This is a genomic window from Actinomyces oris (genome assembly GCF_001937665.1).
Taxonomy (GTDB): domain Bacteria; phylum Actinomycetota; class Actinomycetes; order Actinomycetales; family Actinomycetaceae; genus Actinomyces; species Actinomyces stomatis.
This window is the reverse complement of the sequence record NZ_MSKL01000009.1, coordinates 43,233-57,908: the sequence shown is the minus strand read 5'-3', so window position 1 is coordinate 57,908 and position 14,676 is coordinate 43,233. Positions and strand designations below refer to the sequence as shown.

Annotated in this window: 14 protein-coding genes; 7 read left to right on the top strand and 7 right to left on the bottom strand. The window is 72.8% G+C overall.

The features are described 5' to 3' along the window. Positions 1–345 precede the first annotated feature (345 nt). Positions 346–681, top strand: a complete 336-nt coding sequence (locus tag BKH28_RS04535) for a WhiB family transcriptional regulator (RefSeq protein WP_075417743.1) — start codon at positions 346–348, stop codon at positions 679–681. A gap of 57 nt (positions 682–738) precedes the next feature. Then, positions 739–930, top strand: coding sequence for a DUF4177 domain-containing protein (locus BKH28_RS04530; RefSeq protein WP_003787945.1), 192 nt, complete (start codon positions 739–741; stop codon positions 928–930). Positions 931–1,087: 157 nt separating this feature from the next. Here the strand turns inward: BKH28_RS04530 and BKH28_RS04525 are convergent, their stop codons facing one another. Next, on the bottom strand, positions 1,088–1,765 hold the full coding sequence (locus tag BKH28_RS04525) for a Crp/Fnr family transcriptional regulator (RefSeq protein WP_003787943.1): 678 nt from the start codon (positions 1,763–1,765) through the stop codon (positions 1,088–1,090). A gap of 177 nt (positions 1,766–1,942) precedes the next feature. Here BKH28_RS04525 and nth point away from each other — a divergent pair, with 177 nt between their 5' ends. The 3 genes from nth (at position 1,943) to BKH28_RS04510 (ending at position 5,170) form a co-directional block, all read left to right on the top strand. Continuing rightward, positions 1,943–2,704, top strand: a complete 762-nt coding sequence (gene nth / locus BKH28_RS04520; RefSeq protein ID WP_075417678.1) for an endonuclease III — start codon at positions 1,943–1,945, stop codon at positions 2,702–2,704. 203 nt (positions 2,705–2,907) lie between these two features. Beyond that, positions 2,908–3,747: an ABC transporter ATP-binding protein gene (locus tag BKH28_RS04515; RefSeq protein WP_143224064.1), complete on the top strand. Its 840-nt coding sequence runs from the start codon at positions 2,908–2,910 to the stop codon at positions 3,745–3,747. A 34-nt stretch (positions 3,748–3,781) separates the two neighbouring features. Beyond that, a complete protein-coding gene (locus BKH28_RS04510) occupies positions 3,782–5,170 on the top strand; it encodes an ABC transporter permease (protein WP_075417677.1) in 1,389 nt (462 codons plus the stop codon). Positions 5,171–5,289: 119 nt separating this feature from the next. On the opposite strand, the gene BKH28_RS04505 is transcribed toward BKH28_RS04510, so the two are convergent. Beyond that, positions 5,290–6,198, bottom strand: coding sequence for an alpha/beta fold hydrolase (locus BKH28_RS04505; RefSeq protein ID WP_075417676.1), 909 nt, complete (start codon positions 6,196–6,198; stop codon positions 5,290–5,292). Between the two features lie 248 nt (positions 6,199–6,446). Between BKH28_RS04505 and BKH28_RS04500 the strand changes: the two genes are divergently transcribed. After that, positions 6,447–7,241, top strand: a complete 795-nt coding sequence (locus BKH28_RS04500; protein WP_075417675.1) for a TMEM175 family protein — start codon at positions 6,447–6,449, stop codon at positions 7,239–7,241. Here BKH28_RS04500 and BKH28_RS04495 read toward each other — a convergent pair. From BKH28_RS04495 to BKH28_RS04480, 4 genes are all read right to left on the bottom strand, one after another. Then, a complete protein-coding gene (locus BKH28_RS04495) occupies positions 7,222–7,545 on the bottom strand; it encodes a branched-chain amino acid transporter permease (protein WP_075417674.1) in 324 nt (107 codons plus the stop codon). The two genes, BKH28_RS04500 and BKH28_RS04495, sit on opposite strands and share 20 nt — an antisense overlap. Next, positions 7,545–8,267: an AzlC family ABC transporter permease gene (locus BKH28_RS04490; RefSeq protein WP_075417673.1), complete on the bottom strand. Its 723-nt coding sequence runs from the start codon at positions 8,265–8,267 to the stop codon at positions 7,545–7,547. Before BKH28_RS04490 ends, BKH28_RS04495 begins: the two co-directional genes overlap by 1 nt. 52 nt (positions 8,268–8,319) lie before the next feature. Further along, positions 8,320–11,178, bottom strand: coding sequence for a hypothetical protein (locus BKH28_RS13755; RefSeq protein WP_256695483.1), 2,859 nt, complete (start codon positions 11,176–11,178; stop codon positions 8,320–8,322). A gap of 93 nt (positions 11,179–11,271) precedes the next feature. Next, on the bottom strand, positions 11,272–12,210 hold the full coding sequence (locus tag BKH28_RS04480) for a hypothetical protein (protein WP_256695482.1): 939 nt from the start codon (positions 12,208–12,210) through the stop codon (positions 11,272–11,274). A gap of 295 nt (positions 12,211–12,505) precedes the next feature. On the opposite strand from BKH28_RS04480, the gene BKH28_RS04475 reads away from it, so the two are divergent. Then, the gene (locus BKH28_RS04475) at positions 12,506–13,372 is read left to right on the top strand and encodes a Fic family protein (RefSeq protein ID WP_075417671.1); all 867 of its coding nucleotides are present in this window, start codon (positions 12,506–12,508) and stop codon (positions 13,370–13,372) included. A 40-nt stretch (positions 13,373–13,412) separates the two neighbouring features. Here the strand turns inward: BKH28_RS04475 and BKH28_RS04470 are convergent, their stop codons facing one another. Continuing rightward, positions 13,413–14,342, bottom strand: coding sequence for an HAD family hydrolase (locus BKH28_RS04470; protein ID WP_075417670.1), 930 nt, complete (start codon positions 14,340–14,342; stop codon positions 13,413–13,415). Positions 14,343–14,676 lie beyond the last annotated feature (334 nt).

Here is a 14,676-nt window from a genome sequence, read left to right as displayed (position 1 = left end):
CGCCATACAGGTAATTCCTAAGAAATATTCAGGTGAGGGTCACGGTGACATCACGATCCATGCTGGGAGGCTGCGGTTCGGGTGCACCCTTCCGGCCGTGAGAACTGGAATCCTCGGCCGTGTGAAAGGCGAGGGGGTGATGGGGGACCGATGCCCGGCAATTGGCTCGCTATCAGAGAACTCTCCTTGAACGCGCTGGTCCGCCGCGCGCTGTCGGGGATTTGCGGCGGTCGGATTGCACAGGTCACGGGGGGAGGATTTGGTGTGCGGTGCCCGGTTGCCATACGGTAACGACTGTGACGTGACCGACAACGGCGTCGGCCGTTGAATGAATCGGGAGTGAGCATGATTCAAGACGACCAGACCTGGGCGGCCAGAGCGGCCTGCGCCGCCGTTGAGCCTGACCAGCTCTTCGGCAAGGGGGCTGAGCAGCGCGACGCGAGATCACTGTGCTTCGCATGTCCGGTTCGTATGGAGTGCCTGGCCGAGGCCCTCAACTCCGAGTCCAGTTTCGGCGTGTGGGGTGGCCTGACCGAGCGGGAGAGGCGGGCGCTGCTGCGACGCTTCCCCGAGGTCGACGACTGGGGCCTGTGGCTCGAGCGCGAGGACGACGAGCTCGTCGCCGAGATTCACGCCCGTCGCGCCCCTCGTATCCTGGCCCGGGTGCGCTGCGCCTCCTGAGGCCGCCCCCGTGTTCCTGACTTCCGGCGCCTCGCGGCGGGCTCTAGGCTGAGGCCCATGACTGCATCTTCTGAGCCTGTATCCGCCGCGCCGACCACCTGGGAGTACGTCACCGTCCCCCTCATCACTCACGCCACCAAGCAGATCCTCGATCAGTGGGGCGCTGACGGCTGGGAGCTCGTCCAGGTCGTGCCCGGCCCGTCCGGCACGGACAACCTCATCGCCTACCTCAAGCGCCCCCGCTCCTGACGAGCCGTTCGGCGACCCCACCAAGCATGACGCCGCGCCCGCGGTCCGGTATCTCCCGGCCGCAGGCGCGGCGTCATATGCGTCGTTGATGCGGGCGCCAGCGCCCGGCGGCTCATCCGGTGCGCTGTGCTGAGGGCTCGCGACCCGAGACGGGACCTCAGCGGGCGCGACGGCGCAGGCGGTCGACGTCGAGCAGCGTGACGGCCCGGCCCTCCAGGCGGATCCAGCCGCGGGAGACGAACTCGGCCAGCGACTTGTTGACCGTCTCGCGCGAGGCGCCCACCAGCTGGGCGAGCTCCTCCTGCGTGAGGTCGTGGGGGACGTGGACGCCGTCGTCGGTGGGCGATCCGAAGCGGTCGGCCAGGTCCAGCAGGGCCTTGGCCACGCGGCCGGGCACGTCGGAGAAGACGAGGTCCGCCAGCGCGGTATTCGTGCGGCGCAGGCGCTGGGCCAGGGCGCGCAGCATGTCCTTGGCCAGCTGCGGGTGGGACTCCACGAAGGTCATGAGCTGGTTGTGGTCCAGCGTCAGGAGCTCGGTGGGGGCCACGGCGGTGGCGGTGGTGGAGCGCGGGCCCGGGTCGAACAGGGTCAGCTCGCCGACGATCTCGCCGGGGCCGAGCACCGCGAGCAGGTTCTCGCGGCCGTCGGCGCTGGCGTGGCCGAGCTTCACCTTCCCGGAGAGGAGAATGTAGAGGCGGTCGCCTGAGTCGCCCTCGTTGAAGAGGGTCTCGCCACGGCGCAGAGTCGTCTGCGTCATCATGGCGCGCAGTTCCTCCTGCTCCTCCGGGCTCAGGCCCTCGAAGAGCGGGATCCTGGAGATAATGCTGTCTTCCACGGAGATCCTCCTGGTGGTTAGGGGGCTGGCATCCCGCATGCGGGAGCCCTCGGGTCTATCCTGCCACGGCTTGTGACCTGTGGCACGCCGTCGAGCATTGTAGCCTCCGTGTGTTGCAGGTCAAAGAGAGGTGAGCAAAATCGGGTGCGTCCTGTGACACTTTTGAGCCAGGGGCGGATGGAGCCGATGGTGTTGCCGACGAGATCGCGGAAAGAGGATGAGGTGCGCAGATCGACAAGCAGTGAGGCCGGGACGGCTGAGGCGGCCCCCGAGGCTCCAGAGGTCCCTGAGGTGTCGGCGGTGGCGGATCCGGGCCGGCGCGCGGGCGCCGTCGACGACGAGCTCATGGCCCTCTACCCCGACGCCGCCTGCGCCCTCGATCACGACGGCCCCTTCCAGCTGCTCGTGGCCACCGTCCTGTCGGCCCAGACCACTGACGCACGCGTCAACACGGTCACCCCCGAGCTCTTCGGGCGCTACCCCGACGCCGCCGCCCTGGGGGCGGCCCGGCGCGAGGACCTCGAGGCGATCCTGCGGCCCCTGGGCTTCCAGCGTGCCAAGGCCGGGCACCTGCTCGGCATCGGGCAGGTGCTCACCGAGCGCTTCGAGGGGCGGGTGCCGCGCAGCCGCGAGGAGCTCGTCTCCCTACCGGGAGTGGGGCGCAAGACCGCCAACGTCGTGCTCGGTAACGCCTTCGGGCAGCCCGCCATCACCGTGGACACCCACGTGGGGAGGCTCTCGCGCCGCCTGGGGTGGACGACGTCGAAGGACCCGCTGCGTGTGGAGAAGGACATTGCGGCCCTGTGGGAGCCGTGGCGCTGGACCGACGGCTGCCACCGGCTCATCGAGCACGGGCGGCGGGTGTGCTCGGCCCGCTCTCCCCGCTGCGGCGAGTGCGTGCTGCTCGAGGCCGGCCTGTGCCCCCAGGTGGGTGTCTGAGGGCGGAGCCCGCGGAGCCGACGCCGAGCCGGGCGGATGCCGTGTCGCCCCACCGCGGTTCTGTAGGGCTAGGCGAAGAAGGCCCGGCTCGAGGATGCCAGACGTCGGGCGGAGGCGGCCCGGGCCGGTGTCGGGCTAGCCCCACCTCCGATTCGCCAGATGGCCGGATGGGCTGCGAGAGACGGCGCCGTCAGGCTGGAGGCATGACTGCTCACCCGCCCCTGGCCCCCTCCGATCCGACCGCCGCCTCCGCCACATCCCAGCCATCGACCACGCCGCCTCCCGGGCCGGACTCGTCGTCGCCCGTCGCCATCCGGCTGCGCGGCCTGACCCGCGTCTACGAGGTCCCCGGACGCCAGGACGCCCGCGTCACCGCCCTGGACCACGTTGACGCCGACCTGCCCGAGGGCAGCTTCACCGCCGTCGTGGGAGCCTCCGGATCGGGCAAGTCGACGCTGCTGCACTGCATGGCCGGCCTCGATGAGCCCACCAGCGGACAGGTGACCATGCTCGGCGCCCTCACCTCCGGGATGCGGCCGGCCGAGCGGGCCCGGTTCCGCGCCCGTCACGTCGGTTTCGTCTTCCAGGAGTACAACCTCATTGCCTCCCTGAGCGCCGCCGACAACGTCTCCATGCCCTCACGCCTGGCCGGCCGTCCCCTGAGCGGCGCCCAGACCCGGGCGGCCCTCGACGCCGTCGGGCTCGCTCACCGCGCCGGCCTCAAGCCCCACCAGCTCTCCGGCGGGGAGCGCCAGCGCGTGGCCATCGCCCGTGTCATGGCCAGCCGGCCCCGGATCGTCTTCGCCGACGAGCCCACCGGCGCCCTCGACCTGGACTCCGCCGCCCTCGTCCTGGACTGGCTGCGCCGGCTCACCGAGCAGGGCACCACCGTGGTCATGGTGACCCACGACGTCGAGGCCGCCGCCAGAGCTGACGCGGTCGCCGTCATGAGTCAGGGGCACCTGGTGCAGTGGACCGGCTGCCGTGACGCCCGCCAGATCGCCGAGCTCGTCCACTCGGCGCGAGCCACGCGCGCCGCCTGACCGGAACAGGATCAGGAGAGGATCGGAGAAGATCATGGTCACACTCATCTGGAACGACCTGCGCCACCACGCCCGCCAGTGGCTGTGGTCGCTGCTCGTCGCCACGGTCGGCGGCGCCATCATCGGCGTCATCATCACCGCCTGGTACAGCGCCCTGAACTGGGCCCAGGCCCAGGGCTCGGCCGAGCTCATCAACGCCTCCCACATCATCGGCTCCAGCCTTGTCTCCTACGCGGGGCTGGCCACCGCCGTCATCCTGTCCACGACGCTGGGCCTGACCGTCTCGGCCCAGCAGCGCTCCCACGCGCTGTGGAAGGTCCTGGGCATCCCCGGCAGCCGCATCCGCCGCATCATCCTGGCGCAGGTCGGGGTGATCGGGCTGCTCGGAGGCGTCATGGGAGCGGTGGCCAGCCTGCCGCTGGTTCGCGTCTACCTGCTCACCTGGCGGGAGTTCGACGTGTTTCCTCAGAATCTACCCATCATCATGCCGGGCTTCGGGGTGCCGTTGACCATCGCCGTGACGATGCTGTTCTGCGTCCTGGGCGCGATGGGGCCGGCCCGGCGGGCGGCGTCGGTCCCCGAGATGCAGGCGCTGCGGGAGGCCACGGCTCCGCAGACCCGGACCCGGTGGTGGCAGTGGGTGGTCGTCGGCATCATGCTCCTGGGGCTGGTCATGACCCCCTTCGAGAGCTCTCTACCCATGAGTGATGCGGAGAGGGCGGAGATGGCCACGTCCGGTATGAACCTCAACGACCCGGGGGATCGCGCGATGGCCGGCGCCTCCATGGGGCTCCTCGCCGCGATCGCCGCCCTGAGCGTGCCGAACTGGACGCTGCGGCCACTGCTGACCTGGTGGACCGCCCTCATCCCGGGCCGTAGCCCCGCCTGGTTCGCCGCCCGCGCCAACGCCCGCCACCGCGCCTCCCTGTCGATGACGACGATCGTCCCCTTCGCCATCGCCGTGGCCCTGACCGGCACCGTCTACGCCGCCGTCGGGGCCGGCCAGGCCACCGGCGCGCAGGGCTCGGTCAGCGGGTTCCTCTCTGTCGGGGTTCCAACCTTCTTCATTTCCGGCGTCGGCGGGATCGCCAACATCGCCATGGTGGGGCGGGCCCGGCGCCAGGAGGGGGCGCTGCTGGGGGTCATCGGGGCGCGCACCTGCACGGTTCTGGCCTCCACGGCGTTGGAGGGTGTCATCTACGCCGTCACCGGCATCCTCTTCGGGCTGGTGGCCACCGCCTTCAGCGCCGTCTACGCCGCGCTGTACTCCGGGGGCGGGATGGCGGTCCTGGTCGCCTCGGTCCCGGTGGGGCTGCTGGCCCTCGTCAGCGGGATCTCGCTGGCGCTCGCGGTGGCAACCACCTGGCTGCCCGCCCAGCTCGACCGGCGCTCCCTCATGGACAACCTGCGCCAGCCGGTGTGAGCCGGGGTGAGGCGGCGCCGGGCGCTCCTGCCCAGCCGTACCGCAGCCGAGCCGGGCCTTTCTCGCGCAGCCCTACCGTTACTCCGTAGGGCTGCGCGAGACGTGCCCGGCTCGAGGTGTCAAGCAGAAGTGGGCGGGGCGACGTCGGCCAGGAAGGGCAGCAGCGCCCGGACGAACCCGGCCGGGGTCTCCTCCTGGGGGAAGTGGCCGGAGCGGTGGATCGTCACCTGGCGCAGGTCGCCGGCCACGTGGTGGGTGTCGCGCGCATAGGCCTGGGCGGGCTGGACCGGGTCGAGCTCGCCCTGCACCGACAGAACGGGCACCGCCACCGGCTTGTCCAGAGCCGCCGTCTCCGCCCGGGACAGCACGAGGTTGCGCAGCGGCTCCAGGGCGCTGTGGGCGGCGCCGGGCCGGGACAGGAGCTCGGCGTAGTAGAGGGCCTCCTCGGCCACCGCCTCGCGCGTGTGCGGCCCGGCCCAGGAGCGCAGCAGGCCCTCCAGGGCACTGCGGCTGCGCAGGCGGCGTTCGGCCAGGCCCGGGATCCGCAGGCTCGCGTACTGCAGCGCCGGCCCCGACAGTGCCCGGGCCCGCAGCGAGCGCAGTGCGAGCGGGTGGGGAGCGCCGACCGGGACGATCGCCGTCGTCAGGTCCGGGGCCACGTGAGGCAGCGCCCAGGCGACCTGGCCGCCGAGCCCCGCGCCCACGACCACGGCCCGCTCGTGCCCCAGTGACCGGACCACGGCGGCCAGGTCCTGGGCGAGCGTCACCAGGTCATAGCCCGACGGCGGTCGGTCCGATCCACCGAAGCCGCGCAGGTCGAGGGCCGCCACGCGGTGCCCGGCCTGCGCCAGGGCGGGGATGACATGGCGCCAGGTCCACCAGCACTCGGGGAAGCCGTGCACCAGGAGGGTGAGGGGCCCGGTGCCGGCCGGGGCCTCAGGACCCGCCAGCGCAACATGGAAACGGGTACCGCGGGCGGTGAGGTTGCGGTGGGTCCAGGGGCCGGGGCGATTGACGTCAACAGGCACGCCCGCAGCCTACTGGTCGGCGCCCGGCACTGCCTGCGGGGCGACTTGCACCGTCCGAGGGGCGCCTTGCGCTGTCCGCGGGGCCCGGCGGGGACATTCCACGCGGTCAGGTGCGTTCCGTTCCATTCGGGGACACGGCGCGCGGTCGGGGACAGGAATCCCGTCCCCGACGGCGTCGAACGTCCCCGGCAGTGCAGGAATGTCCCCACCGGCGCAGAATGTCCCCAACCGCGAAGAAAGGAGAAGGCATGACCACCCATTGCCACCATGACTCGCGTGATGGCCCGACCGACGATCCCACCGACGACGTCGGCGCTGACACCTCTGGTCGTGCAAATGCCGATGTTGCGGCCGCAGACACCGATATCGACTCGGCTCGCCAGGCGGAGCCCGCCGCCGGGGCCGACGGCGCAGCAGGGGAGAGTGAGTCGGCGCCCGTCTCACCCGGGCGCCTGGAGGCCTTCAGCGACGGGGTCATCGCCATCGCGATCACCCTGCTGAGCCTGGAGATCAAGCTGCCCGACGGCGGCGGGAGCCTCCTGCGCTCCCTGGCCTCCCTGTGGCCCGGCTACGTGGGATTCGTGCTCAGCTTCCTCCTGGTGGGGCAGGTCTGGCTCAACCATCACGCCATCTTCGTGCGAGTGCGCAGCGTCGACCAGTGGATGCTCATCTGCAACCTCTTCCTCCTGCTCGACGTCGCCTTCCTGCCCTTCGCCACCTCGGTGCTCACCCGGTCCCTGGAGTCCGGGCACGACGAGCGCACAGGCGCCGTCTTCTACGGGGCGGTCATGGTGGTCGGCGGGATGTTCTTCAACGCCCTGTGGCGCGCGTCCATCCGGGACCGGAGCCGCCTGCGACCGGAGGTGACGCAGGCGGAGGTACGGTCCATGACCCGGCGCTTCGCGATGGGGCCGTGGCTGTACGCGCTGGCCGCACTGCTGGGGCTGGTCAGCGCCTGGCTGAGCGTGGTCACCTACGTGGCCCTCATCGTCTTCTACATGGTCGGCCACCGCCCGCGGCGGGTCAGCCCAGCAGGAGGCTGAGGGCGACGTACACGCCGGTGCCGCCGATGAGTGACAGGCCGATGGAGCGCCGCCACAGGTGCAGGCCCGCCGTCGCCCCGATCCCGCCGGCAGCCGGCAGCCAGCTCGACGGCGACAGGCTCACTCCGCCCAGCGTGTAGGCTACCAGGACGATCATGACCCCCAGCGGCATCGCCTGGGACAGGAAGGCCAGCAGCGCACTGTCCTGGCGTCCGCGCAGCAGCACGAAGGGCACGATCCGGCACACGAAGGTGATGACGGCGACGACCGCGACGGCGACCGCGACCTGCGGGTTGGTGAGCATCAGCCGGCTCTCCGCCGCGACTGCGGCCCGGGCTCCCCGGGCTGGCGAGCGCGCCAGGCGTACAGGCCCACCAGCCCGACGGCGAGCGTCACCAGCGCGGTCAGCAGCGCCGCCGAACCACCCATGGCCAGGCCGATGCCGCCGGCCACCAGCCCCACGCACAGCACCCCGATATCGGGGTGGTTGCGCCAGTTCTCGATGGCCAGGACCACGAACAGCGACGTGAGCACGAAGCCGAGCAGCTCGATGCGCTCACCCACCGCGGAGGCCAGCGCCGTTCCGGCCAGTGCCCCGACGGTTGTGCCCACCACCCAGGCGGTGTGGCTGATCGCCTCCACACCCACCAGGTAGCGCCCGCTCATGGCCCGTCGGTCGCGCGCCGCCAGCAGCGCGTAGACCTCATCGGTGATCGCGTGGACGGAGTAGAGGCGGGTGAGCGCCCTGCCCCGCACCCGCTCCAAGGGGAAGCCCAGTCCGTAGAAGACGTGCCGGCCCGAGACGAAACCGGTGGACAGGGCGATGGCGGCCAGCGGCTCGCCGCCACCGGCCAGCGGCACCAGCAGCATCTGCATGGTTCCGGAGTAGATGACCAGGCTCCACACCGGCGCCCACCACCAGGCCAGGCCCTCGGCGACCAGCAGCATCCCGGCCGCCAGCCCCAGCGTCACGTATCCGACGACGATGGGGACCGCATCACGGGCCGCATCGGCGAGGGTCTGCATCCGCCGAACCGACGGCGCACCCGTCCCGGCGGTCGGCGGGGCGGCGTCGGGCTCAGTCACGCAGGCCGCGGTCGTCGTCGCGGTTGCGTTGTCCGGCCCGGCGCGCCAGGTGGGCGACGACGGCGACCATGATCGTGAGCACGCCCATGAGGATGAAGCGGCCGGAGAGGCCGTCGTCCATGACATAGGTGGACAGGGCCCTCCCCAGGTCGGAGTGGGCCTGAAGCCGTTCGACCGTGGACCCGAGGATCGACTTGGTGACCCCCGGCATGAGGACGAAGGGCAGGCCGATGACCGCACTGATGGCGCCGACGACGAAGGCCCCCAGTGAGGAGCGCGAGATCATGAACAGGGCGGCGGCGCAGGCCGCGGTCCCGCCCAGGATCTCCAGCGCGCCCATCGGGGAGGCGGCCGACGGCCAGGCCGAGGGGTTGCCGCCGGTCAGGGTGGCGGCGCCGTCGTGCACGAGGAACCAGGCCAGGGGGAACAGGACGATGGCGACGAGCACCCCGGCCCAGTGGGTCTCGGCGCGCGAGCTCGGGGCGCTCAGCACGCTGGCGCCCTTGAGGAGGATGGAGTCGTCGTCCTCGCCGGCGCCGGTCATGGCCAGGGCGGCCTGCCGGGCCCGCGAACGGCCGCGCTCCTCCGGGTCGTCGCTCTCCCCGGCATCGGCGCTCGCGGACAGTCCCCGGGCGGTGGGGGCTGCTGAGGGCCAGGCGGGCGTCTGCTGCGGGGAGGGGGCCGACGGCGAGCCCGCCGGCGTCGGGCGGTAGTCCCTGGCACTCGTGGCGGTGGGAGCTGACTGGGTTGACGGCGTCGACGGCGCCCACTCGGGCTGCGCCGTCGTCTCCGCCGGGGCGGGGGTCGGCGTGTTGGCGGGCGCCTCGGGGCGGTAGCCGGAGAGCCCGGTGTACGGGGACGAGGCGACCCGGGCCGCCCCTCCCGTCCCCTCCGTTGTGGGGGCGGAGGTCGAGGCTCCGGCGGGGAAGGCGGGGCGGACGGAGGGCGTCGACTCGGTTGAACGCGTTGAGGGGGCGCTTGCGGCAGAGCCCGTCCGGGCCAGCTGAGCCGCGGGGGTCGCCGGCCAGGACGGGGCCGAGGGGCGGTTGTCCGTCGCAGCGTTCACCGGCGCCGTGGCCTCCGGCTCGGTCGGTGACGGCGATGAGGTCACCGATGGCGCCGAGGCCGCTGACGGCGATGAGGCCGGCGCCGCTGGCTCGGCCTTGGGCCGGGGCGAGGATGTGAGCTCCGGTGAGCCCGCCGACGGGGTGGCCGGTGTCGCTGCGCCCGCCGAAGGTGCTGAGTGTGCTGAGGACGCCGCGAAGGCCGCCGAGGCGGTGGTGGCCTCGCTGAGCAGTGCGAAGCCGTCACCAGCGTCATCAACATCATCGACGTCGGGTGCGCCGGCAGGCGTCTGAGAGCCGGAGGCCCGCGGAGTCGGCGTCCAGGTCTGCGCGGCGGGGGCTGCGGAGGCCGGCGTCGGGACGGCTGCCGGCTGCGCAGTCTCCTCGAAGTCGTCCTCGGCCTCCTGATCGGCCTCGTCAACCTCACCGGCTTCCTCGACGAGCTCGTCGTCGATGCCATCGATGTCGTCGATGCTGGTGTCAGTGTCGTCAGTGTCGTCCTCGCCCACTGCGGCATCCGTTGCGTCGGTTGCAGCGGAGGGGGTCTGGGCGGAGGCGCCCGCGGCCCCGTCCGAGACTCTGGCGGCACCGGTGGTCACGGAGACGGGCACCGCCCTCACGGCAGGGGAGCCGGACTCGGGGGTGGGGATGGCCGGGGTCGTGGGAGTGAGGTCGGCCTCCGCCTCGGGGGAGTCGAGGTCCTCGGCCTCGGTCAGATCCTCCGATTCCACGGAGTCCTCGGCGGTGTCGGCCACGGGCGCGTGTCCCTGTGCGCCCGCTGCCGCGGCCGCCGTCGGCACCGTGGCGGATGCGGCGGTCGTCCGGACGACCGGCTCGCTGCTGACTGTCTCGGCCGGCGTCTCCTCCTCGTCGTCCACCGGCGCGGGCGACGGCGCCTGCGGGGCGGAGACGGCGGAGCTGATGGGTGCTGAGGCCGGTGTGGTGGCCGTTGTGGCCGTGACGGCAGCCGTCCGATGCTCCTCGGCCCGGGCGGGCTCGGGAGCCGTGGGCGTCGTGGCCTCCGCGGCGACCTGCACCGGCTCCTCCTCCACCTCACCGGGCCCCGAGGACGGAGGAATCGACGGCGGCATGCCATCGGCCGCAGCGGTCCCGACGACTGTCTCCGCGACGGCGGCGTCGTCAGGGGTGAAGGACTCAGACGGCGTTGGCGCCGCCTGAGCCGCCACCGGGTGGGGGGAGGGGGCGGCGGGGCGCAACGGGGCCTGGGCAGGGCGGTCGGCCGGGAGGGCGCCGCCGGTCTTCTCGGCTGCGTCATCGGATGCGTCAGTGGCCGTGTCGGCGACCACCCGGGCTGCGCTCGTGACAGCGCTCGTGGCGCCCACGGCAGCGCTCCTGACGGCCTCGGCGGCCTGGCTCCCGGCAGCACCGGGGAAGGACGCCTGCTCGCGGAGGTTCAGGGTGTCGTCCTTGTCGTCCGCGGCCGCAGTCTCCTCCTCCTCAGTCTTGTCCATGGCCGCATCATCGGCCGTATCGGTGTCATCGGCGTCGATGGAGGTGCTGACCGGAACCACCTCACCCTCCGCAGCCACCGTTGCCTGAGACTCGCTGGAGGCGGCCGGGGAGACCTGGGTGGCCTTGCCGGCGAGGTCCTTGAGGGAGGCCGGGACGAGGGCCTCATCAGCCTTGGTGACCGTCGCCTCTCCCGGGCGGGGGTCCGTGGCCATTGCCCGTGCGGTGGGTGTCGACGCCGTCGGGGAGGATGGGGCGACGTCCTCGGAGGGGACGGGTGCCTGCGGTGCGGTGCGATCTGTGTTGTCGGTGCTCACGAGGTCTCCTTACGCATGCACACGGTAGTAGTAGGGATGGGGATGCCGGAAGGGGCCGGTCGTCCCCAGGACATGGAGTCGGGTATGGGACCCTCAGACGCCGGAGCGCAGCCTGGCCAGCGCGTTCGCACGACCCTGACGGCGAGCCACATGTGCTCCCCAGCCGATCGCCATGAGCTCGATGCCGATGGCGGCGAGCACGATGGCGTCCGGGCCGTACGGCAGGACCCTGGAGACCAGATGGCCGCCAGGGATCATACCGTTACTGAGCGCGGGCACCGCCGCAAGAATGAGAACCGGGCCGGTGACGCGCGCACCGAGGGTGGAGCGGGCCGTCGAGGCGCCGGCCGCGGCCAGGGCCAGGAGGGAGATGAGCACGGCTGCGAGCAGCAGCGGACCGGTCTGGACACCGGGGGCGACTGCTCGCAGGTAGGCGCGGGGCAGCAGAAGGGCCGCGAGCGCCAGCCCGGCGATGACCCAGGGCAGGGACAGGAGATGAGCGCGCCGGCGTGAGGGCGGTGGCGTCGGGGTGGAGCCCACGGTCCGGTCGGCCTGGGTCAGACGGAAGGCGGCGTGCCCCTGGGCGTGGCCGGCACGGCGGGCCAGGCGCATCCCCCAGGAGCCGCCCAGCCACAGGCCCGCCAGGACGAGCATGAAACCGGTGCTGACGAGCCGCTGTAGCCAGGGCTCGGTCAAGGAGGCCGCGTGAATGGGGGCCAGGAAGACCATCGACTGGGCGGTCAGCGCGGTCAGCCCGGTGGCGAGCGCGCCCAGCGAGGAGCGGCTGGCGAACAGGACGGCGGCGGCCGAGGAGAACAGCAGGAGCGCGCCGAGCAGCAGGCCGGTGCGCAGCGTCGAGGCCGGGTCGGTGGCCAGGCCCAGAAGGGTGGAGGCGCCCAGGGCGAAGATGACTCCGACGACGGCGGTGAGCACGTAGTCGGGTCGGCGACTGCGCGGTGGCCGGCCCGATGCGCCAGGGGTCGCGGGCGGCGGGCCGGAGCCCGGGGCGTGATGGGAGGGGGAGTCACTCACTTGATCGAGTCTAGGGGGTGCACCCGCCTCGTGCGGACTTCGTTGAGGAGAGGGGCCGTAGGGCTCCTGACGGTGTCTGTGGCTGCCGGTGTCCCCGGTGTGCCACAGTGGGGGCGTGGTGCGAATGTCTGTGGGGATCGGGCCGTCGGCGGCAGGGGGACCGAGGAGGCCCACGGCGCAGGGTGCGGTGAGCCGGCCCGGCGTGTCGACCGAAAGGTCGAATACTGGTGGGACCGACGGGTGTGCGTCAGCCGGGGCGTCTCCCGGTGGAGCGCCTCCGTCCGAGGATCCTGCGTTGGAGGCGCTCAGAGCCGTGGCCGCCGATGAGCGGGTGCGCGCCGCCGAGGCGGCGGTGCGTGAGGCCTGCTCCGAGCTGCGCTGGAACGAGGCCCTGCGGCGCCGGTGGCGTGAGGCCCGCGCCGAGGCCGCGATCCGGGGCGCCATCGCCTCGGGTGGCGTCGAGGGGGCGGTAGTTTCCGCCGACGTGCTGCGTGAGCAGGTGGCCGCCGGCTCACTCACTGAGGCCGCCACCGGTGACCCGGGCCTGGACGCCGTGGCCGGGCTGTGGCGCGCCGGTGCTCGCCTGGTCGGCTGGATGCCGGACCTGGTGGGCCGGGGCAGGCCGGTGGTGCCCCCGGCGCGCTCGCTGCTGGCCGCGGTGCACCGCGACGTCGTCGGCCCCCTGGCGGCTGGCGGCCGGGTGGGGCTGGAGGAGGTCGGCGCGCCGCGCACCGGGCAGGTGCGTGCCCGGGAGGGCGGTCCGGGGGATGCGCCGCAGGGCGAGGAGCTGGCGGTGAGGCTGGCGGGACTGGTTGAGCTCATTGAGGCGCAGCGGGCACCGGTGCTGGTGCGGGCGGCCGTCGTGCATGCCGAGATGCTGGCGGCACGGCCCTTCACCGCCGGGAACGCGGCAGTGGGGCGGCTGCTCGTGCGTCACCTCCTGGTGCGTGACGGGCTCGAGCCGACGGGGACGGCGGTCACCGATCTCTATCCCGGGCGGGTGCCGGCGGCCTACGCCGAGGCCGCCGGTGCCTACGCCTCGGGCACTATGGACGGGGTCGTGGCCTGGGTGGTGTGGCAGGCCGAGGCGGTGCTCGCTGGGGTTCAGGAGGCCCAGCGCCTGTGCCGGGCGGTGCAGGCCGGCACCTGGCGGGCCGGGTGAGCGGGCCGGGTGGGCCCCTGCGTGGGCCCGGCCGAGCGATTCAGATGCCGCGGGCGCCGCGCGGGCCGCGTCGGGCGACGAGCCAGGCGGCGGTGCCCCCGACGGCCAGCACACCGGCCACGTGAGCGATCACCGAGGCCCGGGTCGACAGGCTCGGGGGCTCCCAGCGCGGCCGCAGCCGCACCGGGCGGGCGAAGTCGCGCACCGGCCAGTCATGCTCCTGTGCCAGGCGCCGCAGGTCCCGGTCGGGGTTGACCGCGACGGGATGGCCGACGGCGCTGAGCATCGGCTCATCGGAGATGGAGTCGGAGTAGGCCCAGCACCGGGACAGGTCGATGCCGTGGGCGGCGGCGTCCTCGCGCAGCGCCACCACCTTCTCCGCGTGCAGCATGGAGCGGGAGATGCGCCCGGTGAACAGGCCGTCCTCGCCGACCTCCATGTGGGTGGCCACGGCCCGGTCGGCCCCGACGAGGCGGGCGATGGGGGAGACCATCTCGGTGATGGAGGCCGAGACCACCACGACGTCGTGCCCGGCCCGGCGGTGACCCTCAATGAGGTCGAGGGCCTCGGCGTAGACGGCCGGCTCGATCGCCGTGGTCAGGGCTCCCTCCACGACCTCCACCAGGTCGCGGCGGCTGATGCCGGCGGACATGAGGGCCAGGTGCTCCATGAGGCTGCTGGACCGCCGGACGCCGGCACCCACCAGGAGATAGGGGAGCTGGGCGATGAGCCCGTGGGCCAGGGCCCGTGAGGAGATGAGGCCGCTGCGCCGCATCGGGGTGCCCAGTGCCCAGGTCGACGACGTCGCCAGGATCGTCTTGTCCAGGTCGAAGTAGGCCGCCGCGCGGTGCCCGGTGGGTGAGGGGGCGGCGGCGGAGCGCTCCGGCGCCACCGGTGGGACGGTCGGTGCCGTCACCGGTGAGGTCGCTGTCAGTCGGGAGGGGTCGCTTGCGCGGTCCTGCGCGCTCATGCCCCCCATCACATCACGAGCCGGACCCCGGTGTCAGGCGTGTCAGCCCCGCAGTGGCCTCCGTCATCGCCGGCGGTTCCGTGGCCGGCTGTGACCGGCTGCAGCGGGCGCGGGGCCACAGGCCCGTTTCTGCAACCCGTCTCCACAGGCCCGACGACGTCGATGGGCGCAGCCGCGGGCGGGCCCGCACCCTGGTGGGGAGCCGCCCGCGGTGCTGCGGTCCCCGCGGTACCGCCGTGCGGGGCGCCGGTCGGGGAGCCGTGGAGACGGCCGGCAGGCCGCGGGGAAGACACGGCAGGACGGTGGAGACATGTGGGAGAGGGAGACGATGTCG

Bases quoted from the DNA above. Each gene is read 5' to 3' on its own strand.
- BKH28_RS04535 (WP_075417743.1), top strand. From the start codon at position 346: ATGATTCAAGACGACCAGACCTGGGCGGCCAGAGCGGCCTGCGCCGCC.
- BKH28_RS04530 (WP_003787945.1), top strand. From the start codon at position 739: ATGACTGCATCTTCTGAGCCTGTATCCGCCGCGCCGACCACCTGGGAG.
- nth (WP_075417678.1), top strand. From the start codon at position 1,943: ATGGAGCCGATGGTGTTGCCGACGAGATCGCGGAAAGAGGATGAGGTG.
- BKH28_RS04515 (WP_143224064.1), top strand. From the start codon at position 2,908: ATGACTGCTCACCCGCCCCTGGCCCCCTCCGATCCGACCGCCGCCTCC.
- BKH28_RS04510 (WP_075417677.1), top strand. From the start codon at position 3,782: ATGGTCACACTCATCTGGAACGACCTGCGCCACCACGCCCGCCAGTGG.
- BKH28_RS04500 (WP_075417675.1), top strand. From the start codon at position 6,447: ATGACCACCCATTGCCACCATGACTCGCGTGATGGCCCGACCGACGAT.
- BKH28_RS04495 (WP_075417674.1), bottom strand. From the start codon at position 7,545: ATGCTCACCAACCCGCAGGTCGCGGTCGCCGTCGCGGTCGTCGCCGTC.
- BKH28_RS04490 (WP_075417673.1), bottom strand. From the start codon at position 8,267: ATGCAGACCCTCGCCGATGCGGCCCGTGATGCGGTCCCCATCGTCGTC.
- BKH28_RS04470 (WP_075417670.1), bottom strand. From the start codon at position 14,342: ATGAGCGCGCAGGACCGCGCAAGCGACCCCTCCCGACTGACAGCGACC.